This is a genomic window from Exiguobacterium sp. OS-77 (genome assembly GCF_000414195.2).
GTDB classification, from domain to species: Bacteria; Bacillota; Bacilli; order Exiguobacteriales; family Exiguobacteriaceae; genus Exiguobacterium_A; species Exiguobacterium_A indicum.
Genome location: NZ_DF239008.1, coordinates 2,458,099 through 2,478,642 on the forward strand (window position 1 = coordinate 2,458,099; position 20,544 = coordinate 2,478,642).

The 20,544-nt window shown below is 46.8% G+C and carries 17 protein-coding genes, 15 tRNA genes and 1 rRNA gene; 7 read left to right on the plus strand and 26 right to left on the minus strand.

The annotated features are described in order from the left end of the window. The first annotated feature begins 1 nt into the window (after position 1). The 5 genes from EXG77_RS12615 to EXG77_RS12635 all read left to right on the plus strand — a co-directional run bounded on the left by EXG77_RS12615 (position 2) and on the right by EXG77_RS12635 (position 3,968). Entirely contained in the window at positions 2-835 is an 834-nt protein-coding gene (locus EXG77_RS12615; RefSeq protein ID WP_023467335.1) for a CdaR family transcriptional regulator, read from the plus strand. Between the two features lie 118 nt (positions 836-953). Continuing rightward, complete coding sequence (locus EXG77_RS12620) at positions 954-2,060, plus strand: ABC transporter ATP-binding protein (protein ID WP_023467334.1); 1,107 nt, start codon at positions 954-956, stop codon at positions 2,058-2,060. Positions 2,061-2,223: 163 nt separating this feature from the next. After that, positions 2,224-2,991: a transporter substrate-binding domain-containing protein gene (locus tag EXG77_RS12625; RefSeq protein WP_023467333.1), complete on the plus strand. Its 768-nt coding sequence runs from the start codon at positions 2,224-2,226 to the stop codon at positions 2,989-2,991. Further along, on the plus strand, positions 2,988-3,638 hold the full coding sequence (locus EXG77_RS12630) for an amino acid ABC transporter permease (RefSeq protein WP_023467332.1): 651 nt from the start codon (positions 2,988-2,990) through the stop codon (positions 3,636-3,638). Before EXG77_RS12625 ends, EXG77_RS12630 begins: the two co-directional genes overlap by 4 nt. Positions 3,639-3,779: 141 nt before the next feature. Then, positions 3,780-3,968 (plus strand): hypothetical protein, encoded by a 189-nt coding sequence (locus EXG77_RS12635; RefSeq protein ID WP_023467331.1) that lies wholly within the window; start codon positions 3,780-3,782, stop codon positions 3,966-3,968. A 188-nt stretch (positions 3,969-4,156) separates the two neighbouring features. Here EXG77_RS12635 and EXG77_RS12640 read toward each other — a convergent pair whose 3' ends face one another. Beyond that, entirely contained in the window at positions 4,157-5,053 is an 897-nt protein-coding gene (locus EXG77_RS12640) for an aldo/keto reductase family oxidoreductase (protein ID WP_035398485.1), read from the minus strand. Positions 5,054-5,191: 138 nt separating this feature from the next. Continuing rightward, a complete protein-coding gene (locus EXG77_RS12645) occupies positions 5,192-6,928 on the minus strand; it encodes a phospho-sugar mutase (protein ID WP_035398488.1) in 1,737 nt (578 codons plus the stop codon). Positions 6,929-7,020: 92 nt separating this feature from the next. Here EXG77_RS12645 and EXG77_RS12650 point away from each other — a divergent pair, with 92 nt between their 5' ends. Next, positions 7,021-7,839: a sulfurtransferase gene (locus EXG77_RS12650; protein WP_035398489.1), complete on the plus strand. Its 819-nt coding sequence runs from the start codon at positions 7,021-7,023 to the stop codon at positions 7,837-7,839. Between the two features lie 41 nt (positions 7,840-7,880). On the opposite strand, the gene EXG77_RS12655 is transcribed toward EXG77_RS12650, so the two are convergent. From EXG77_RS12655 to EXG77_RS12670, 4 genes are read right to left on the minus strand one after another with little or no spacing between them, the layout of a single operon-like run. Continuing rightward, the gene (locus tag EXG77_RS12655) at positions 7,881-10,304 is read right to left on the minus strand and encodes a glycogen/starch/alpha-glucan phosphorylase (protein WP_035398490.1); all 2,424 of its coding nucleotides are present in this window, start codon (positions 10,302-10,304) and stop codon (positions 7,881-7,883) included. Positions 10,305-10,332: 28 nt separating this feature from the next. Then, a complete protein-coding gene (glgA, locus tag EXG77_RS12660; RefSeq protein WP_029340919.1) occupies positions 10,333-11,784 on the minus strand; it encodes a glycogen synthase GlgA in 1,452 nt (483 codons plus the stop codon). Between the two features lie 14 nt (positions 11,785-11,798). Continuing rightward, positions 11,799-12,899, minus strand: a complete 1,101-nt coding sequence (gene glgD / locus EXG77_RS12665) for a glucose-1-phosphate adenylyltransferase subunit GlgD (RefSeq protein WP_023467325.1) — start codon at positions 12,897-12,899, stop codon at positions 11,799-11,801. A 13-nt stretch (positions 12,900-12,912) separates the two neighbouring features. After that, positions 12,913-14,073, minus strand: a complete 1,161-nt coding sequence (locus EXG77_RS12670; protein ID WP_023467324.1) for a glucose-1-phosphate adenylyltransferase — start codon at positions 14,071-14,073, stop codon at positions 12,913-12,915. 206 nt (positions 14,074-14,279) lie between these two features. On the opposite strand from EXG77_RS12670, the gene EXG77_RS12675 reads away from it, so the two are divergent. Beyond that, positions 14,280-16,055 (plus strand): transglycosylase domain-containing protein, encoded by a 1,776-nt coding sequence (locus EXG77_RS12675; RefSeq protein WP_035398492.1) that lies wholly within the window; start codon positions 14,280-14,282, stop codon positions 16,053-16,055. Position 16,056: 1 nt separating this feature from the next. On the opposite strand, the gene EXG77_RS12680 is transcribed toward EXG77_RS12675, so the two are convergent. The 20 genes from EXG77_RS12680 to rrf all read right to left on the minus strand — a co-directional run bounded on the left by EXG77_RS12680 (position 16,057) and on the right by rrf (position 20,519). Beyond that, a complete protein-coding gene (locus EXG77_RS12680) occupies positions 16,057-16,623 on the minus strand; it encodes a DUF5366 family protein (RefSeq protein ID WP_023467322.1) in 567 nt (188 codons plus the stop codon). A 238-nt stretch (positions 16,624-16,861) separates the two neighbouring features. Continuing rightward, positions 16,862-17,335 (minus strand): tRNA (uridine(34)/cytosine(34)/5-carboxymethylaminomethyluridine(34)-2'-O)-methyltransferase TrmL, encoded by a 474-nt coding sequence (trmL, locus tag EXG77_RS12685; protein WP_023467320.1) that lies wholly within the window; start codon positions 17,333-17,335, stop codon positions 16,862-16,864. A 3-nt stretch (positions 17,336-17,338) separates the two neighbouring features. Beyond that, positions 17,339-17,818: a methylated-DNA--[protein]-cysteine S-methyltransferase gene (locus EXG77_RS16635; protein ID WP_023467318.1), complete on the minus strand. Its 480-nt coding sequence runs from the start codon at positions 17,816-17,818 to the stop codon at positions 17,339-17,341. After that, positions 17,793-18,953 (minus strand): tRNA epoxyqueuosine(34) reductase QueG, encoded by a 1,161-nt coding sequence (queG, locus tag EXG77_RS12695; protein WP_023467317.1) that lies wholly within the window; start codon positions 18,951-18,953, stop codon positions 17,793-17,795. Before queG ends, EXG77_RS16635 begins: the two co-directional genes overlap by 26 nt. An 87-nt stretch (positions 18,954-19,040) precedes the next feature. Next, positions 19,041-19,111: transfer RNA gene (locus tag EXG77_RS12700), tRNA-Gly, on the minus strand. Between the two features lie 38 nt (positions 19,112-19,149). Further along, a tRNA-Gly gene (locus EXG77_RS12705) sits at positions 19,150-19,220 on the minus strand. A gap of 4 nt (positions 19,221-19,224) precedes the next feature. Next, positions 19,225-19,305: transfer RNA gene (locus EXG77_RS12710), tRNA-Leu, on the minus strand. Between the two features lie 36 nt (positions 19,306-19,341). After that, positions 19,342-19,415 (minus strand) — tRNA-Cys (locus EXG77_RS12715). Between the two features lie 6 nt (positions 19,416-19,421). Beyond that, positions 19,422-19,496 (minus strand) — tRNA-Gly (locus EXG77_RS12720). Between the two features lie 8 nt (positions 19,497-19,504). Continuing rightward, positions 19,505-19,576: transfer RNA gene (locus tag EXG77_RS12725), tRNA-Gln, on the minus strand. Between the two features lie 10 nt (positions 19,577-19,586). Next, positions 19,587-19,659 (minus strand) — tRNA-His (locus tag EXG77_RS12730). Positions 19,660-19,668: 9 nt separating this feature from the next. Continuing rightward, positions 19,669-19,739, minus strand: a tRNA-Trp gene (locus EXG77_RS12735). 4 nt (positions 19,740-19,743) lie between these two features. Then, a tRNA-Tyr gene (locus EXG77_RS12740) sits at positions 19,744-19,827 on the minus strand. Positions 19,828-19,858: 31 nt separating this feature from the next. Next, positions 19,859-19,934: transfer RNA gene (locus EXG77_RS12745), tRNA-Phe, on the minus strand. Between the two features lie 7 nt (positions 19,935-19,941). Further along, positions 19,942-20,017, minus strand: a tRNA-Asp gene (locus tag EXG77_RS12750). Positions 20,018-20,025: 8 nt separating this feature from the next. Then, a tRNA-Met gene (locus EXG77_RS12755) sits at positions 20,026-20,099 on the minus strand. A 10-nt stretch (positions 20,100-20,109) separates the two neighbouring features. Continuing rightward, a tRNA-Glu gene (locus EXG77_RS12760) sits at positions 20,110-20,184 on the minus strand. A 21-nt stretch (positions 20,185-20,205) separates the two neighbouring features. After that, a tRNA-Ser gene (locus EXG77_RS12765) sits at positions 20,206-20,296 on the minus strand. Between the two features lie 26 nt (positions 20,297-20,322). After that, positions 20,323-20,397: transfer RNA gene (locus EXG77_RS12770), tRNA-Asn, on the minus strand. A gap of 6 nt (positions 20,398-20,403) precedes the next feature. Next, positions 20,404-20,519 (minus strand): 5S ribosomal RNA (gene rrf, locus EXG77_RS12775). Between the last annotated feature and the right edge of the window lie 25 nt (positions 20,520-20,544).

Consider the following 20,544-nt stretch of genomic DNA (forward strand, 5'->3'; position numbering starts at 1 on the left):
TGTGTTACGACAACTGATGACTGTATTCAATGACCAGCTTACGACCGATCCGAATGTTTATTGCCAGGAACAGTATAGCGTATATCGCCTTGAAGATGGACTCTGTTTTGGAATCAAGGCGACTGCCATCTCTGACCGCGAACAACAACTGCTTGATGTATTCGCTGAACGCATCATCACGACGTCGCGGTCTGATATCGATCTATGGCGAGAGCGTATCCAATCTGCTCATGCCCTCGAAGATCAGTCGTTCCGACTTGTCCATTTTTTGTTCAATCCAACCGATGAACGGACAAGTGAAGAAATTCAACAATTGCTCTCCTCTTTCTTTTCGCAGACGAGCATCCTTATTCCTTTTAGCACACACCGCTTCACGGTCGTTGAACGCGAAGAGTTTGTCATCGAGTCCGAACTATCCGATTTATTTTTTGCATTACAATCTGATTTTGTACTCGACGGTAAGGTATTGCTTGGTCAACAACGTGCTGCAGGTGATATCGCCGTTCAGTTCCAACTCGAACAAGCAGCGCTTGCTTTCGTTCCTTCGATGCAAATCGAACGTTTCTTGCCTGCCATGATCCGTCTTGCAAGTCTAGATGACCGGCACCGCGCGACACTCGTCGATCAGTTCATCCGTTTACTCGAGCCAGAGTCTCGTGAGACGATCCTTGCTTTTTGTCGAGCTAATTTGAACGTCTCCCTGACAGCAAAACATCTATTCTTACATCGAAATAGCCTCCAGTATCGACTCGACCGGTTGACGGAGCAGACTGGAATCGATGTTCGCTCATTTGAAGGCGCTACTTTCCTCTATACCTTACTTCTTGTAGCATGATGCCTAATTGAAAACGTTTGCATTTAGTCAGGTTGTCCATAGGCAGACTCCCTGACTTCTTTTATACTAAATCTTGTAAGCGTTATTATTTCATCATTTACATTAGGGGGAACTACACATGGCTGAAATTCGTCTTGAACATATCGATAAAATCTACTCAGGTGATGCAAAAGCGGTTGATGACTTCAACCTTCACATTAAAGATAAAGAATTCATCGTCTTCGTCGGACCATCAGGTTGCGGTAAATCAACGACGCTCCGGATGATTGCTGGACTTGAAGAAATCTCAGGTGGGGATTTCATCATCGACGGCAAACGCATGAACGATGTAGCGCCAAAAGATCGCGATATCGCGATGGTCTTCCAAAACTACGCGCTGTATCCACACATGAACGTCTTCGATAACATGGCGTTCGGATTAAAGCTTCGGAAGTTCCCAAAAGATGAAATCAAGCAACGCGTCGATAACGCAGCTCGTATCCTCGGTCTTGAAGAATACCTCGAGCGGAAGCCAAAAGCACTCTCTGGTGGTCAGCGTCAACGGGTAGCGATTGGTCGCGCCATCGTTCGTGATGCTAAAGTCTTCTTGATGGATGAGCCGCTCTCGAACTTAGATGCTAAATTGCGTGTACAAATGCGTAAGGAAATCATTCAGCTACACAAACGTCTTGAGACGACGACGATTTACGTTACGCACGATCAGACGGAAGCGATGACGCTTGCGACACGAATCGTCATCATGAAAGCGGGTATCATTCAACAAGTCGGTACGCCGAAAGAAGTCTATGATCACCCAGATAACATGTTCGTTGCCGGATTCATCGGTTCACCATCGATGAACTTCTTGACAGGTAAATTAGCGGAAGACGGTCTCTTCCACGTTTCAGGAACAGAAGAGAAGTTCGAAGTACCAGAAGGAAAAATGAAAGTTCTCCGCGACCGTGGTTACACGAACAAGGATCTCGTCCTCGGAATTCGTCCAGAGGACATCCATGCGGAATTGATCTACCAAGACACGAAAACAGCACACCGCTTCCCAGCACATATCGAAGTATCCGAATTGATGGGTGCAGAGTCTTACCTCTACTCAAAAGTCGGACAACAAGCGTTCACGGCACGTGTTGATTCACGCTCACACGTCGAGATGGGATCGCAGCTTGATCTCTTCTTCGATATGACAAAAGCACACTTCTTCGACTCTGCGACGGAAGCAACGATCCGTTAATCGCATCATCGATCAGTTACGATGTTTCAGACTGTCCTTTTAAGGGCAGTCTTTTTTATTGACAGACGTTCCTGTAACTTTGTATGATACTGCTTGTAGCTTAAAATTAATCCTATTCGAAAACTAGGAATTGAAATCATTCATTTATAAAGGAGAGAGCGCTATGAAACACGGTTTGAAATTAGCTGTAGCAGCATTATCGACAGCGGGGGTGCTTGCAGCATGCGGCGCTTCGAACGACAACGCAGGTTCTGATAAAGAGTCAAAAGTCATTACAGTCGGTACAGAAGCAACGTACCCACCTTTCACGTATAAAGAAAAAGGAAAATTGACAGGTTATGACGTAGACGTCATGAACGAAGTCGCAAAACGTGCCGGCTATAAAGTCGATTACAAAGCGATGGACTTCAAAGGACTCATCCCAGCACTCGATTCAAAACGAATCGATGTCATCGCGAACCAAATGGGAATCACGCCTGAGCGCCAAGAAAAATACGCTTTCTCTGATGCGTATACGGTCTCTGGTTCAACGATCATCGTCAACAATAAAACGAACGACATCAAAACACTCGACGACTTAAAAGGAAAGACAGTCGGTTCGACACAAGGTTCACTTTACGCGAAGACGGCTGAAGAAGCTGGCGCGAAAGTGAAATACTACAAAGGTGCGAACCAAGTCTTAAAAGATCTTGAAGCAGGTCGTGTTGATGCTGCTATGAACGATCGTCTCTTCGTTTTGACGGAGCTGAAGAAAGCAGGCTATAAAGTCAAAGCGGTAGGTGAGACGTTCGACAAGAACGAATCAGGCTTCATGATGGCAAAAAACAGCAAGTATACAGAAGACTTCAATAAAGCACTCTCTGAGATGCAAGAAGACGGCACTCTTGCAAAAATCGGTGAGAAGTATTTCAACGAGGATATCAGTAAGTGAGTGAATTACTAACGATCGTCCGGGATAACTCGGACGTCTACGCAAAGGCGATTGGTACGACCCTTCTAGCAAGTGGTCTCGCCATCGTCTTTGCGCTTATTCTCGGGTTGATTCTTGCCGTCATGCGTGATAGCCGTCTTGCCGTCTTTAGCGGTTTTGCACGTTTATACGTCTCCTTCTTCCGAGGAACACCATTGCTGTTACAAATCCTGATTTTATACAATGGTCTCGTTGTCCTTCAATTGACTGGATTCCAAGCTCTCGCTTTCGGCTTATCGCTTCACTTTTCTGCGTATATCTCTGAATCGTTCCGGGCTGCCATCTCCTCTGTCGATCGTGGACAATGGGAAGCCGCTGACTCGCTCGGTATTCCGCGCCGTAAGACATTCAAGGACGTCATCTTGCCGCAAGCACTATCTCGGGCGATTCCACCACTTTCGAACTCTGTCATCGATATCATCAAATCAACATCACTCGGTACGATTGTTGCTGTTGAAGAATTGACGTATGTCTCTGACCAGATTTCAGCAACGACGTATCTCGTCATGCCGTTGTTGCTATTCTCAGCTGCAATTTACTGGATCATGTCGACACTCATTCAAAGTGTTCAACATCGCTTAGAGGCACGATTCAGCATTCCAGAATGAATTTTCCACACTTGGAACCGTCAGGATTTCAAGTGTGTTTTTTTAGATTTTTTTAGGTTTAGCACTAGGCAATCCGGGAATAATCAAGTATACTAATAAAAATCAGAATTATCTGACAACTTACAAAGGAGCGTGGCCTAGATGAAACAAGTAATTGAAGCTTTCCGTAGACAAGATGCAGAGCAGCGAATTCCAGTGCTACGTCTCGAAATCGATTATGAGCTCAGTACGCTCTTCGATGCGATTCAAGCCAATGACCAAGCTGCCATGTCAGCAAGTAAAGATCGTTTAGATAAATATCGTCAGGAGATGCTTCGCTTAGAAGCTTAACCTCATAGATCCCCCATCTCTCCTCCCCCTTGAGATGGGGCTTTTTTTATTTACTTTTAAATGAGAGGAACACTCTATTCGTAAACGAAAGAGAGGATCGCCTCCAGATGATATATCGGAAACGATCCTCTCACTTTATTTCGCTAACGGACAACGTGCGCATTGATCCGCTTCTATCTTAAAACCAATTAATCGACGTCACGACCACGTGATGCCTTTAAAATCTCAAACCATTGCTCGCGTGTCAAAGACAATTTCGTCGAACGAACAGCAGATTCGATACGTTCAATCTTACCAGAACCAACGATTGGCATGATACGTGCTGGATGTTTGAGCAACCATGCATATGCGACTTCATCGATTTCTTCTGCCCCGATCGACTCTGCGATTTCAGCTAATTTTTCGCGTAACGGTGCATATTGCTCTTCCTTGAAGAGACGACCGCCTGCAAGCGGACTCCATGCCATCAACGGCATCTCATTTTCATGACAGAGATCAACGGATCCATCCTCGAAATGTTTCAGTTCCGAAACCGACAACTCGAGTTGGTTCGTCACGAGCATGAATGGTAAGCGCGACTGAATGAGACTTTGTTGCGCAGGTGTATGGTTCGAGAGACCGAATGTCCGTACCTTTCCTGCGTCCTTCAACTCTACGAACGCTTCAGCAATCTCGTTCGGGTCCATCAACGGATCTGGACGGTGAATCAACAACGTATCCACGTACTCGACACCGAGTTCATGAAGAGAACGATTCACCTGTTTGATGATATGCTCTTTCGTCGTATCGTAGAATGATAACGACTGATCCGAGAAATGGTTCCCTTTCATCTTGATGCCCGTCTTCGTAACGATCTCCATTCGGTCACGTAACTCCGGTTTTAAAGCAAGCGCTTCTCCGAATAAGCGTTCATTCGTGTAGTCACCATAGATATCCGCGTGATCAAATGTCGTAATTCCTAAAGCAAGGCATGCTTCAATCAATTCAAGCCGCTCTTCTTTAGTCATCTCCCATTCATTCAATCGCCATAAACCATGAATAATGCGTGAGAATGATAAATCTTCTGTTAGTTGAATCCGTTCCATCTGTCTTCCAACTCCTCTATCGTATAAACTCTATCTCGTTTACTTTACCTCAAAATGGTACCGGTTGCACGAATTTCACTTTTTGATGCTCTCAGACAAAAAACAGGATCCCGTCGATGACGTGATCCTGCATAGGACTTATTGAATTTGTTCGACTTCTTGCATGACTTCATCTTCGATCTGCTGACGTTTCCGTGTCGTCTCAGCAGCATCGGGTGACGTGACGCTGAAGTAGAATTTGATTTTTGGTTCCGTACCCGATGGACGAAGGCAGAACCATGATCCATCGCTAAGCGTAAACTTCAGTACGTTGGATTTTGGCAGGTTGATCGGTGAAGGTTGATGTGTCTTCAAATCGTGGGCGATGCTCGCATCATAGTCCTCGAATAAGACGACCTGTTCTCCAGCCACTTGTTTTGGCGGATTCTCACGGAACGTATCCATGATACGCCCGATCTGTGCCACGCCATCCTTCCCTTTGAGTGTCAGAGAGCGGAGTGACTCTTCAAAGTACCCGAACTGCTCGTAAATCGCCTGTAATGCCTCATAGAGCGTCCGTCCTTCTTTCTTATGGTACGCAGCCATCTCAGCGGCTAACAAGCACGCTTGGACGGCATCCTTGTCTCGGCAGAAGTCACCGATAAGGTAACCATAGCTCTCCTCGTATCCGAAGAGATACTCATATTGACCCGATGCGTTATATTGTTTGATTTTTTCCCCGATGAACTTAAAGCCTGTCAATGTATTCTCGACATGGAGATCATAATGACGTGCAATCAACGCGCCGAGTTCCGACGTAACGATCGTCTTCGCGACGAATCCGTTCGCTGGCAGTGTTCCTTGCGCCGCTTTTTGTGAAAGGATGTAGTCGAGCAATAACGCTCCCGTCTGATTCCCTGTCAGGACTGTCCATTCTCCGTCTGCATCACGTGTTGCGACTCCGACACGGTCAGCATCGGGATCCGTCGCAATCAAGATGTCGGCATCTGTCCGGTCACCATATTCGATCGCCAGTTTAAAGGCAGCATGTTCTTCCGGGTTCGGTGACGTCACGGTCGGGAACGCACCGTCTGGTTCTGCTTGCTCCTTGACGACTGTTACCTGTTCGAATCCATACCGTTTCAAGCCTTCTGTTACCGGCACAAGACCTGTTCCGTGAAGTGGTGTGAAGACGATTTTAAGTGGATTCGCTAATTCCGATTGAATCGAAGGTAAGACACGAATCGTTTGTAATTTTTCTTGATACGCCTCGTCGAGCTCTTCTCCGACACGGACGATCAAACCGTTCGCGCGAAGGACTTCTTCTTGCTCCAGTTCAATCGATAGCTCATCTTCGATTTGGCTGACGTACGAAACGAGTTCATCTGCTTCTTTTGGCGGAAGTTGTCCACCGTCATCCCCGTATACTTTATAGCCATTGTACTCTGGTGGGTTGTGACTCGCCGTGATGACGATCCCGCCCGCCGCTTGTAAAGACCGAACCGCAAACGAAAGTTCCGGTGTCGGACGTAGACCGTCGAACAGATACGCTTTGATGCCGTTACTTGCGAGCGTCCGTGCCGCCTCTAACGCAAATTCTGGTGAGAAATGGCGTGAATCGTGTGCGATGACGATTCCTTTTGCTGCCGCTTCTTCCCCCGATGCCTTAATGAATGCTGCGAACCCTTGTGATGCTTTTCGGACCGTATATACGTTCATCCGGTTCGTTCCGACACCGATTTCCCCACGCATACCACCTGTTCCAAATTCGAGTTCTTTATAAAATGCTTCTTCGGCTGCTTTTTCATCCGTTGCTAACGTGACTAACTCTTCTTTTAATGCGCTATCTAAATCAGCGAACTGATCCCATTTTTGATAGGTTTCTTTCCATGACATGGTAAATCGACTCCTTTTTGAATGAGGGTAAGACTTGCGATGAAGCGATACCTTTCATATGATTAACACTAGAAAGGGTAAGGTGATGAGGCATGTTTCCTACGATTCAAATGGCAGATCTTCAACAGCTCGTCCGAACGGATCAGATTCGCTGGTTTGACTGCCGATATGACTTGCAACAACCTGAATATGGACGGAATGCTTTCTTGGAACAACACGTCGAAGGTGCACAGCACCTGGATTTAACGACTGACCTTTCCGGTCCCATCGATGAGGTCGGTGGTCGGCATCCGCTTCCTTCAAAAGAAGCGTGGCAACACACACTGGAACAGCATGGTGTAACACCAGAAGACTTCGTCGTCTTGTACGACGATGGTTTTCCGTATGCCGCTCGTGCCTGGTGGTTATTTAAATGGATCGGACATGAGCGTGTCGTCGTCCTTGAGGGCGGATTCTCCTCTTACCTAGCGTTCGATCTTCCGGTCACGGACGACGTTCCTACTTATGAACCGTCTCAGTACACGCCTCGTTTTCAAGATGAGATGCTTGTCTCGTTCGAAGAGTTGAAAGATCAGCTGACAGAAACGATGGTCATCGATTCCCGTGCACCCGATCGATACCGTGGAGAAATCGAACCACTCGATCACGTCGCCGGCCACATTCCAGGTGCCGTGAATTGTTTCTTTGAACAAGCACTCTCACCAGATGGTCGCTTACGGGACGCGGAAGATTTGAAAGAACTGTACGCCGACATCCTACCGGTCAAAGCCCCTATCCTCTATTGTGGAAGTGGTGTGACAGCGTGTGTCAATGTCATCGCTCTCCATTCACTCGGGAAAACCGATGTCCGGCTTTACGCCGGCTCTTATAGTGATTGGGTCAGCCGTGGTGAAGATGTCTCCCGTTCGTAAGCATCAGACACTGACAGAAACATCTGTCAGTGTCTTTTTGTTCAGAGTTGAATCGGTTTGATGTTCCAGATCGCATTCGCATACTCTTTAATCGTGCGGTCACTTGAGAACACACCTGACCGTGCAATATTAAGAATGACGCGTTTATACCATTCTTCTGGTTGCTGATACATCCGATCGATTCGTTCCTGCGCTTGTTGGTAGGATAAGAAATCTTTTAAAATTAAATATTCATCATTATACGTCAATAATGAATCATAAATCGCTTGGAATTCACCTGGAGCAAATAATGTTCCATCAACGAGACTATCGATGATTCGTCGTAGCTCGGGTTGGGCACTGTATTGATCGTATGCACTGTAACCACCGTACTGCTTATAATTCATGACTTCCTGCGGTGTTAAGCCGAAGATGAAGATGTTCGCATCCCCGACCTCGTCTCGAATTTCGATGTTCGCTCCGTCGAGCGTTCCGATTGTCAGTGCACCATTCATCATGAACTTCATGTTGCCGGTTCCAGAGGCTTCATAACTTGCAGTCGAAATCTGTTCACTGACGTCACTTGCCGGGAAGATTTTCTCAGCAAGCGATACACGATAGTTTTCTAGGAAAACGACTTTCAAGTACGGACTGACGTCTGGATCATCGTTAATCAAGCGTGCCAATGCATTAATGTAACGAATGACTTCTTTTGCATAATGATAGCCTGGCGCCGCCTTTGCACCAAAGATGAATGTCCGCGGTGTCATCGTGAAGGAACGGTCTTCCTTCAGACGATAGTAAAGTGAATGAATGTGTAACGCATTCAAGAGTTGACGTTTGTACGCATGCAATCGCTTGACTTGAACATCAAAAATCGAGGTCGGGTCCACGACGATCCCGGTTTCTTTTTCAATGAGCAACGCTAATTCTTCTTTACGCTGAAGTTTGATCTCGGCGATGTCCTTCTGTAATGCTGAATCTTCTGCCCATTTCGTCAACTTTTGCAAATCGGACGGATGCTGAATCCAACTATCCCCGATTGCTTCTGTCACACGATTTGCCAGTGCTGGATTCGATGAGAGGAACCAGCGACGATGTGTAATTCCGTTCGTCTTATTATTAAAGCGAAGCGGAAACATCTCATAAAATAGTCGCATCTCGCGCTGCTTCAGAATCTCAGTATGAATCTGAGCGACACCATTCGTCGAATGCGTGCCGACGACAGCCAGATTCGCCATGTTGATCCGGTCATCCGCGATGATGGCGATATCTCGCATATGCGCTTCCATGTGTGGATAGTTTGCAAGCACATCCTTACAGAAGCGTCGGTTGATTTCCTCGATGATGAGGTAGATGCGCGGTAACAAGCGACGGAACAAATCGATCGGCCAGCGCTCGAGTGCTTCTGACAGTAACGTGTGGTTCGTAAACGACATGACACTCTTCGTGATCCGCCATGCTTCTTCCCATCCAAATCCTTCTTCATCTACAAGAATCCGCATCAACTCCGGAATCGCGACGACCGGATGTGTATCGTTGATATGGATAGCGATATGGTTGCCGAGTTGCTTCAATGAATGATTTCGCTTTTTAAAGGACGTCAAGATACTCCGTAATCCGGCAGAGACAAAGAAGTATTGTTGCTTCAAACGCAACTCTTTTCCTTCATACGTCGTATCATCCGGATACAGAAACTCTGAAATCGTCTGAATCGATTGTTTATGTGCCAGTAAATCTTTATAGTTCCCACGGTATTGGCTAAGTAATTCATCATCATCAAGTGGAGACTCAGCACTCCAGAGTCGCAGGTTATTGACGACCTTGTTTTGATAGCCGACGATCGGCATATCGTACGGAACAGCACGGACGATTTCAGCCGGCTCATGATGGACACGATATCCATCACCGACTTCTTCGAGCCAGACATGTCCACCGAATGGAACATCGACCGCTTTATCAGAACGTCTGATTTCCCACATGTTCCCGTTCTTCAGCCAGTTATCCGGTAACTCGACTTGATAACCATCAATGATTTTTTGCTTAAACAGACCGTACTGATACCGGATCCCGTTCCCGTGTCCAGGCAGCCCCAGCGCAGCCAGGGAATCGAGGAAACACGCCGCGAGACGACCGAGCCCTCCGTTCCCAAGTCCAGGTTCCGGCTCTTCTTCTGTCAAATCACTGAGCTGATATCCGAGTTCGTCAAGTCCCCGTTCCACATCCTTTAAGACATCAAGACTCAATAGGTTGTTATGCAGGAAACGTCCGAGTAAAAACTCGAGTGAAAAGTAATAGACTTGCTTACTTTTTTTATGGATATACGTTTCCTTCGTCCGTAACCAGTCGGTCGTGACCGTCTCACGTACCAGATAGGCAAGTGTCTGATAGATATCGTTTTCTGTTGCTTCCGTTATTGCCTTGCCATGCATCGAAACGAATCGTTCCGTAAACCTCTCCTTGAACTTCTCTTTATCTTTGAACATGACGTAACCCCTTTTCCCAGTGATACGATCAAGTGGCGGACGGTGCAATCAAACGATATAAAGCCAAGTATTCGTCGGCTGAACGCAACCAACTGAAGTCCTCATTCATCGCTGTCTCAATCAAATGCTCAAAGACTGGTCGATCATGATAAACCTCAATCGTACGTTTAATCGCTTCTAAAAACTCATGTGCATTATAATTCGCGAACGAGAATCCATTTCCTTCTAACGTGAACTGATTGAACGGTTTAACCGTATCACGGAGCCCACCTGTTTCCCGAACGACCGGTAAACAGCCATACTTCATCGAAATCAACTGACTGAGACCACACGGTTCAAAACGCGAAGGCATCAAGAAAGCATCACTTCCTGCATAAATCCGTTGTGCGAGACCAACGTCAAATCCGATATAAGAAGCGATTTTGTCTGGACGAATCGATGTCGCATGATGGAACAACCCTTCATATTCCGCTTCACCCGATCCGAGAATGATGAACTGCGCATCGAGTTCGAACAAATCTGGTAAGATATGCGCGAGTAAATCGATTCCCTTTTGGTCGACAAGACGAGAAACGAAACCGAACAGTGGTACGTCCGGATTGATCGGGAGACCTAGTTCCTCTTGTAAGGCAGCCTTGTTTTTTGCTTTTCCTTCCGTGACGGTATCAACGGAATACGTCTCAACGAGATGCGTATCATGAGCAGGATCAAATTGACGATAGTCGATTCCGTTCAAGATGCCACGCACGTCGACAGCGCGATGTTGCAAGACCGGCTCAAGTGTCTCACCGTAATACGGATCCATGATTTCATCACGGTACGATGGACTGACTGTCGTGATTTGATTGGAGTGGACAAGTCCTGCCTTCATGTAATTGACGAGACCGTTATGAGCGATCCCATCCGCTGTGAAATGTTCATGACTCAAACCAAGTAAGTCACCGAGCACTTCTTCCGGGAAGACACCCTGGTATTGTAAGTTGTGGATCGTAAAGACCGTTTTAATGTCTTGATAGCGCTCAAGATGTTGATAATGGATGCGTAAGAACGCTGGAATCACACCTGTTTGCCAATCGTGACAATGGATAACATCCGGTACTTCCTTTCGATCTAGATGTTGAATCATCTCAAGGACAGCACGTGAGAAATACGCAAACCGTTCCGCATCATCGTAATGTCCATAAATGACGCCATCCCGTTTGAAGTAGTACTCATTATCTATGAAATAGAACGTCACACCATCTTGTTTCAATCGGAGGACAGCACCAAATTGCTGACGCCAGCCGACCGGTACGATGAAGTCGAATAAAAACTCCATCTCTGATTTGTATTGCTCCTTGATTTGACCGTAATTGGGTAAGACGACCGAAACGTCCGCCCCTTCCTCAGCAAGCGCTAAAGGGAGCGAGCCGACGACGTCAGCTAGCCCCCCTGTCTTGATGAAGGGTGTCGCTTCCGTGGCAGCAAACCATACCTTCATGAATGACATCTCCTTTAAACGATTGTTTGTTTTTTGATGACGATTGGTTCTTCTGCCGTTCCGCGGATGACTTGACCGCGTTTGACGGTGACTTCTTTATCGAGAATCGCGTACTCAACGACTGCGCCCTCTTCAATGACTGATTTTTGCATGATGATCGAATTCTTGACACGAGCGTGTTTACCGACTTTGACACCACGGAACAAGATGCTGTCCGTCGTCGTTCCTTCTAATTTACAGCCGTTCGCGACAAGTGAGTTCTTGATGTCAGAACCCGGTAGATAACGTGTCGGTGGCTCATGCTTGATTTTCGTATAGACGTGCTGGAAGTCATTAATTGCTCCCCATTGTTCAAGCAACAGCATGCTCTCACGATAGTATGAACGAAGCGAGTGAATGACTTGTGATGTACCACTGTACTCATAACCGTGCACGTGTAGACGGTTCAGTTGCGAACGAATGATACTCTGAAGTAAATCGTACTCACCACGAGCAATCGCTTCATCAATTAAACGAACAAAGAGATTTTTCGATAGAACGACCGTCTCCATGTAGAACGTCTCATCCGTCGGCTGGAATCCGCGTGATCCAATCGCTGTCACGCGATTCTGTTCACCAAAACGAATCGGGCGGCAGTATTTACAAGGTAGTTCACGCTTCGTATAGACGACCGTAATATCCGCATTCGATTCTTTATGTTCACGTAATACATCGCGATAATCCACCGCGGATAAGATGTTTGAACCAGAGACGACGACATAGTTTTCCTTACTGCGAAGGAAAAAATCACGGTGAAGGTGGAAGTTCGATAGATCCCCACGGAACTCGTTCGCATCTTGTGACAATGCAGGTGGGAAGATATAGAGTCCACCATTTGAACGGTCAAGATCCCACTCTTTACCAGATCCAAGATGGTCCATCATGCCACGATATTTCTCGAGCGTAAAAATCCCGATATTCGCGATATCGTTTTGTACCATGTTCGTTAATGTAAAATCGATCAACCGATAACGCCCTGCAAATGGAACTGCCGCTAAGTTACGATGCTCCGTCAATTCCTTGAAAAAGCCTTCTTCCCCACTCAGATTGATGACACCTAATAAATCGACCTTCATTCGAATATCCCCCTTATTGAATCGCTTCTTTGATGACTTCGTTCTTCTTGACGATACTGTCTGCTTCGATGACGAAAACTTCTCCGTCTGGAGAACCAATCGTTGCACCATCTTCTACGATCACGCCATCTGCTAAGATCGCCCGGTGAATCGTGACGTCTCGTCCGATTTTGACGTTCGGGAAGATGACCGAGTCTTTGACGAGTGATCCTTCTGCTACATCGACACCATAGAAGAGAACCGAATGATTGATTTCTCCTTCGATGTGGCATCCTTCGTTGATGATCGATGTCTCGACTGTCGCAGCGTTTCCAATGTATTGTGGTTGCTGATTCGGGTTGACCGAATGTACTTTCCATGACGGTTCGTACAAATCGAATTCAGGCTCTGCCGTCAATAGATCCATGTTCGCTTCCCAAAGGGATTGAATCGTCCCGACGTCTTTCCAGTATCCTTTGAATTTATACGCACGGATATTGAGATTTTCAAAAAGCATGTTCGGGATGATATTTTTACCGAAGTCAAAGCTTGATTCTGCATCGCCGGCATCTTGAATCAAGTGGCGTTTTAAGATATCCCAGTTAAAGACATAAATCCCCATCGATGCAAGATTTGATTTCGGATTTTTTGGTTTTTCTTCGAATTCATTGATTCGTAAGTCATCGTCCGTATTGAGGATACCAAATCGCGGTGCCTCGTCCCATGGTACTTCACGTACGGAAATCGTGACATCAGAACCTGTCACACGGTGTTCCTCAATCATCTTTTCGTAGTCCATTTTATAAATATGGTCGCCTGATAGAACAAGAACATATTCAGGGTCAAATTGATTGATATAACTCATGTTTCGATAAATAGCATTTGCTGTGCCCTCATACCAGTTTTTGCCGTTCTGTGCTTGGTATGGTGGAAGAATCGTTAATCCGCCATTACGACGATCCAAATCCCATGGACTTCCGATGCCAAGGTATCGATTCAACTCTAATGGTTCGTATTGCGTCAACACGCCAACTGTATCGATTCCTGAGTTCGTACAGTTCGAAAGTGGGAAATCAATGATCCGGTATTTTCCTCCAAATGCAACAGCTGGTTTCGCAGTGTGTTTCGTCAAAGCTCCCAGACGTTTCCCTTCTCCGCCTGCAAGTAACATCGCAACGACATTCTTTTTAGCCATTTCGTCCCCTCCATTTATGCTCTTTTTTTACAGATGACTCGCGTTCTAAAATCCACAGATACTTCTATATACCCAATCTTTTCTCTTTTTAATATAACATTCCTGCAAAATAGGTTTATTAAAATACAAAAATCGAAAAAAAATCTATTGATTTCTCCATAAAAGACCGATAATAGGAATGAAATGGCTTTTTGAAAGGAGTTCTCATGCGAATTACGACAGGATATCTCGTCTTACTTGGTCTTACAATGATGCTTCTGTTTTCCTTATTTTCAATTAAAGATGAGTTAAAAACAGCACGCACACTTTTTTTCTGGGCCGATGAACAGACGACACGACATCCACTGACCTCCTACCAACCAATCACCGTAACCTATGAAAACAAACGGGTCGAGCTCTATGACGGATTGCGACGGGATGACTTAACACCTCGAACATTGCCGAAAAAAGTCGAGCAAGCGTTTGTGGCAATCGAAGATCAGCGTTTCTATCAACATGACGGATATGACATCACAGGAATCTTACGCGCGTTTACGAAAAACCAGTCTGATTCTAAATCTCAAGGTGGCAGTACGATCACACAACAACTAGCAAGAATGACATATCTAACAAACGAAAAAACATATACTAGAAAAATAAAAGAGTTGTTAATTGCTGTGTCTTTGGAGCAAAAATATTCGAAAAAAGAACTGATGACAGCGTATGTCAATCAAGCCTATTTCGCGAATAATATTTATGGCATCGAACTTGCCGCAAAATCGTATTTCAATAAGCCGGCACGCGAGTTAAATTGGTCAGAAGTCAGCTTTTTGACAGCGATTCCGAATAATCCTTCTCTTTACGACCCGCTACGTTTTCCTGAAAATACAAAAAAGCGCCAGCAACGAATCGTTCAAGCGTTAGTTCGTGATCGTGTACTGACCGATAAATTTACCGTTTCTCGTGTGTCGCCTCGATCCTATAAACCGCGTATTCCTTATCCAGATTATATCGATGCCACCGTTCAAGCTGCTGTTCGGATGACCGCTCAAAAAAAAGGTTGGAGTGAGAAGCGTGCTGCAGAATATCTGCATCAACAAGGGGCGGTCATCTCGACATATCTCGACTCAGCAGAACAACGACGGGCTAAAGAAGCTCTTCGCAATCTACCCAACCCGATTGAGGGTGCTTATGTTGGCATCGACGGACAAACACACGGAGTCACCGCTCTTGTCGGCTATAAATCCGAATTGACCGGTCAATTCAACCGGGCTGTACAATCCTACCGACAGCCTGGTTCAGCAATCAAACCGTTACTTGTCTACGGTCCTTATCTCGAGAAGACGAAAGCCCGCTTGTCCAGTACGCTAGACGGTAGTCCCGTCTGTATCGATGGCTACTGCCCTTCAAATAGCGGAAATCGAATACTTGGACGAGTGACGATTGCCGACGCAATTGCCTATTCCTACAACACACCAGCGATTCGCGCGTTCGCGGTCTCCTTCCGGGAAGGATTGAAGTCCATCCGTCCGTTTCAGTTCAGTCAATGGACACGGGAAGATGATGCGTTTACGAGTGCTCTAGGCGGTTTACAGTACGGGATCAGTCCATATGAACTGACAAATGCCTATACCGTATTCGTCAATGACGGGATCTATCGACCGGCGTCGATGATTAAAAGTATTACGCTTAAGAATGGAACGGTCGAACGACCACAAGAAAAGGAACAACGGATTTGGTCCAGTCAGACGAACCGGGAATTACGGGCTGGTTTGAAAAATGTCATGACGTATGGAACGGGACGCAAAGGATTTGACTCCTCTGCTCGTTATATTGGAGGAAAAACAGGAACAACGAACGACAATAAGGATATGTGGTTCGTTGGCATCAAAAATCAACATATCGGAGGGATTTGGCTAGGGGCAGATCGCCCGCGTCCTTTCCCTGTCGAAGCGAATGCAACGCTACAGGTTAAGACGTGGGCAACGATTTTACGCCCTTGAGTCAACTCGGAAATAAAATTGCTTCCCCGAAGGAATTAAATAAAGTCAAACCGACCCATGATAGACCAGCAAGTAGAACGCCCCAGGCCAAGAAGGAGAAGATGATCAATCCGACGGCTCCTGCTGCACTCGTCATCTTACTGATTTGTACTGTATAAAAGATAAAATAGATGAGGAAGGACGCAAGCAACACGATTCCGACATGTAAGAAGGACGTCATGAAGGCAAAGCTGACACAACCTCCGATAAGTAACAGAATACTACCCGGACGTAACATGCCGAGTGTCGTCCCCTCTTGTTCCTTGATGAAAAAGGCGAAACCGAGTTGATTGATCGTATCCGATAATAACTTCAATGAACTGAAGATCATGAAGTAGACGATCAAAAAGCCGAGCCAAACGACGAGCTTCGTATCGCGCGCCGTCAAGAGTTGCAGTAGTTCATCGTACACACCAACTTGATCGAGCCAATGTAATGCGAGTTCTGTCGTTGCAATTGCAAGGGATGTACTAAATAACAAGATGCTGATCAGCGGGGCATAACTTAACAGGTAAACATTCGTACGCATGTGGAGTCTCCATTCATAGAAAATTCATATGTAGCACACAATTTCACTTACAGGTATACTATAATAGATTATATCGGTTCAAGAGACTGAAGGGGGAAACAAAAATGGCATTTATCTTAATGGTCGGCGTAAGTCTTGCGTTTTTGACAGCAATCTTCACTGCAGGCTACAACAAAAAACCTGAAGGTAACGAATAATTCATAAAAGCTCCATCCTGAATCAGGATGGAGCTTTTGCTTTATAGAAGACCTGCATATCCTTGCTGACGCAATGCTTCATAGACGATGATCGCTGCCGTGTTCGAGACGTTCAGTGAACGAACGAGGTTCGATTGAGGGAGACGGATACAACGCTCCGCGTTCGCATCGATGACTTCAAGCGGCAATCCTTTTGTTTCCCGACCAAAGACAAAGAAATAATCCTGTTCGACGTCCGATAAGTCGATCTGGCTCGGGTACTGTTCTCCATATTTCGTAATATAGTAGAAAATCCCCTCCGGATGCTTCTCCCACAGTTCTTCTAACGAATCATGATAACGGACATCGACGAATTCCCAGTAATCGAGACCCGCACGTTTAAGCTGCTTATCGTCCGTCGAGAAGCCGAGCGGTCGGATCAAGTGAAGGACGGAATGCGTCGCTGCACATGTTCGTGAAATATTTCCTGTGTTTTGAGGAATCTCCGGTTGATACATAACGACATGAATAGCCATGGTTTAATTCTCTCCTATCTCATGCGCTAAAAGCGCTTCTTTATGGGCAATCCCACTTGCAAAACCCGTCAGTTTACCAGTCGCCCCGATGACACGGTGACACGGATAAATTAGCGCGATCGGATTCCGGTTCAAGGCACCGCCAACGGCTCGTGCTGCCTTTGGTTTCCCAATCATTCGAGCCAGTTCACCGTAACTGATCGTCTGACCAAACGGAACGGTTCGTAAAGCGTGCAATACTTGCTCTGCAAAAGGCGTGACACGCAACTGACAAGGAAGTGCATCAAGCGCTTGTCGATCGCCTACTGCGTAACGATCAAACGCCATGCGCCAAGCATTCGGTAATTCACCGTCGTCGGTTTCTTTTTGCAAATAGGTTCGAGCACGCTCTTCATTCAATCCAAAATCGAGATACACGATGTGCTCTTTTTCCCATGCGACGAGCAACGTACCAAACTCATAAGTGAGCTGTTGAAATGGCATCTGCTTCCCCCCACTCCTCAAGTAACCGTTGTCCTTCGGTTTGCACATCCACTGCAATATCGGCTAAAAGACGTGATTCGATGTACGACTTCTCATCGATTCCGCCAATCCGGCCGACTGCCCAGAGTGCCAGTGCCCGCATGTCTTCCCGGGCATCCGTTTCTGTCATTAACCGTAACGCTTCAATCGCGCTCTTGTCTCGGTAATGGACGAGCGCACAAATCGCATTACGCTGAATCGGCTTCTTTCCACGCCATGCGCCAGACAACGTCCCGAACCGGCTCTTGAACTCACGGTTACTCATAGATAAGAGTGGAACTAAGAGCGGTTTGACTTGCTCTGGATCCGGCTGCAGTTCAGCGTGATGTGTCGCATTTTTCTTCCGGTTATACGGACATACTTGCTGACACGTATCACAACCGTATAGACGGTTCCCAAGCGCCATTCGGAATGGTTCTGGCAGTAATGTTTTCGTCTGCGTCAAAAACGAGATGCACCGTTTAGCGTCGATGACGCCAGGTTCAACAAGCGCATCCGTCGGACAAGCGTCGATACACTTATTGCATGTCCCACACAATTCTTCGACTGGCTGATCCGGCGGTAGGACGATATCTGTAATCAGTTCACCAAGATAGAGATAGGATCCGTGCTCCTCACTGATGATCGAGCAGTTTTTCCCACTGAATCCGATACCTGCTCGTTCTGCTACTGCACGATCGACGAGTTCTCCTGTATCGACCATCGAGCGCGTCCTTGCACCTGGACTCAATTCTTGAATTTTTTCTTCAAGTAACGTTAAGCGTTGTCGCAACGCCTGGTGATAATCGAGTCCCCAGGACGATCGACAAAAGATTCCCCGTCGCTCCCCTTCCTTACCACGAGGTGCATTTTTGAGAGTACTTGGATACGCTACCGCAATGGCAATGATCGAAGCAGCATCTTCAACGAGTAGAGACGGTGTCGTTCGAAGATCGAGATCGGGCTCTTCAAAACCAGAAGCGAATCCTTTTTCTTGTTGCGCTTGCAAGCGACGTTTTAAGACAAGAAATGGATCAGCCGTCGTCACCTTCAGCTCATCGATCCCAATCTCTGCTGCGTACTCTTGTAAAGCCAGTTTCAATTGTACACCATCCATCACGACTCACTCCTTTCCTGTTAAGATTCCTTCCTAAACAAAAAGAGCAAGGTGTCAGCGAAAACGACACATTGCTCTTTTTTGGTAAGCGGGTGAAGGGAATCGAACCCTCGTCATCAGCTTGGAAGGCTGAGGTTTTACCATTAAACTACACCCGCATGATCAGGTGAAACATCAGATTGTGTAAAAAGTATAAAGCGGGTGAAGGGAATCGAACCCTCGTCATCAGCTTGGAAGGCTGAGGTTTTACCATTAAACTACACCCGCAAGATACCGGTGGTCGGAATCGAACCGACACTCCAAAGGAACACGATTTTGAGTCGTGCGCGTCTACCAGTTCCGCCACACCGGCACAATCTCTTGCAAAACTATTTAGTTGAGAAATAGTTGGAGGCGCCAGTCAGAATCGAACTGACGATAAAGGAGTTGCAGTCCTCTGCCTTACCACTTGGCTATGGCGCCACTCATTGGAGCGGAAGACGGGATTCGAACCCGCGACCCCGACCTTGGCAAGGTCGTATTCTACCACTGAACTACTTCCGCTTGAAAAGCTGGGCTGGAAGGGATCGAACCTTCGCGTGCTGGAATCAAAATCCAGTGCCTTACCACTTGGCTACAGCCCAATAATAAGAGGGCGACTGATGGGAATTGAACCCACGAATGCCGGAATCACAATCCGGTGCGTTAACCACTTCGCCACAATCGCCATGGTAAACAGGGGCAGCAGGAATCGAACCCGCGCTGACGGTTTTGGAGACCGTAGTTCTACCGCTAAACTATGCCCCTATGGTGGTGGGGGGGGGCGGATTCGAACCGCCGAACCCGAGGGAGCGGATTTACAGTCCGCCGCGTTTAGCCACTTCGCTACCCCCCCACAAATGGGAAAATCATGTTGTTAATAAAGATGGTGGCTTTGGACGGAATCGAACCGCCGACACAAGGATTTTCAGTCCTTTGCTCTACCAACTGAGCTACAAAGCCTTAACAATGGCGGTCCTGACGGGATTCGAACCCGCGATCTCCTGCGTGACAGGCAGGCATGTTAACCGCTACACCACAGGACCGTATGTAATTGCGGGGGCCGGATTTGAACCGACGACCTTTGGGTTATGAGCCCAACGAGCTACCAGACTGCTCCACCCCGCGACGCTATAAATGGTGACCCGTACGGGATTCGAACCCGTGTTACCGCCGTGAAAGGGCGGTGTCTTAACCGCTTGACCAACGGGCCATTATGAATTGAAAGTGATGATGGCGGAGAGCAAGGGATTCGAACCCTTGAGACGCTTTTGACGCCTACACGATTTCCAATCGTGCTCCTTCGGCCACTCGGACAGCTCTCCATTGTACGTGGTGAAGAAGTAATAAATGGCTCCGCAAGTAGGATTTGAACCTACGACCTACCGGTTAACAGCCGGTTGCTCTACCGCTGAGCTATTGCGGAACGATCGCCTGGCAGCGTCCTATCCTCACAGGGGGAAGCCCCCAACTACTTTCGGCGTTCAAGTGCTTAACTTCCGTGTTCGGCATGGGAACGGGTGTGACCACTTGGCTATCGCCACCAGACATTATTATCTTAACATTATGTTCG

Coding starts and splice junctions, on each gene's coding strand:
- EXG77_RS12620 (WP_023467334.1), top strand. CDS start 954: ATGGCTGAAATTCGTCTTGAACATATCGATAAAATCTACTCAGGTGAT.
- EXG77_RS12625 (WP_023467333.1), top strand. CDS start 2,224: ATGAAACACGGTTTGAAATTAGCTGTAGCAGCATTATCGACAGCGGGG.
- EXG77_RS12635 (WP_023467331.1), top strand. CDS start 3,780: ATGAAACAAGTAATTGAAGCTTTCCGTAGACAAGATGCAGAGCAGCGA.
- EXG77_RS12640 (WP_035398485.1), bottom strand. CDS start 5,053: ATGGAACGGATTCAACTAACAGAAGATTTATCATTCTCACGCATTATT.
- EXG77_RS12645 (WP_035398488.1), bottom strand. CDS start 6,928: ATGTCATGGAAAGAAACCTATCAAAAATGGGATCAGTTCGCTGATTTA.
- EXG77_RS12650 (WP_035398489.1), top strand. CDS start 7,021: ATGTTTCCTACGATTCAAATGGCAGATCTTCAACAGCTCGTCCGAACG.
- EXG77_RS12655 (WP_035398490.1), bottom strand. CDS start 10,304: ATGTTCAAAGATAAAGAGAAGTTCAAGGAGAGGTTTACGGAACGATTC.
- glgA (WP_029340919.1), bottom strand. CDS start 11,784: ATGAAGGTATGGTTTGCTGCCACGGAAGCGACACCCTTCATCAAGACA.
- glgD (WP_023467325.1), bottom strand. CDS start 12,899: ATGAAGGTCGATTTATTAGGTGTCATCAATCTGAGTGGGGAAGAAGGC.
- EXG77_RS12670 (WP_023467324.1), bottom strand. CDS start 14,073: ATGGCTAAAAAGAATGTCGTTGCGATGTTACTTGCAGGCGGAGAAGGG.
- EXG77_RS12675 (WP_035398492.1), top strand. CDS start 14,280: ATGCGAATTACGACAGGATATCTCGTCTTACTTGGTCTTACAATGATG.
- EXG77_RS12680 (WP_023467322.1), bottom strand. CDS start 16,623: ATGCGTACGAATGTTTACCTGTTAAGTTATGCCCCGCTGATCAGCATC.
- trmL (WP_023467320.1), bottom strand. CDS start 17,335: ATGGCTATTCATGTCGTTATGTATCAACCGGAGATTCCTCAAAACACA.
- EXG77_RS16635 (WP_023467318.1), bottom strand. CDS start 17,818: ATGCCATTTCAACAGCTCACTTATGAGTTTGGTACGTTGCTCGTCGCA.
- queG (WP_023467317.1), bottom strand. CDS start 18,953: ATGGATGGTGTACAATTGAAACTGGCTTTACAAGAGTACGCAGCAGAG.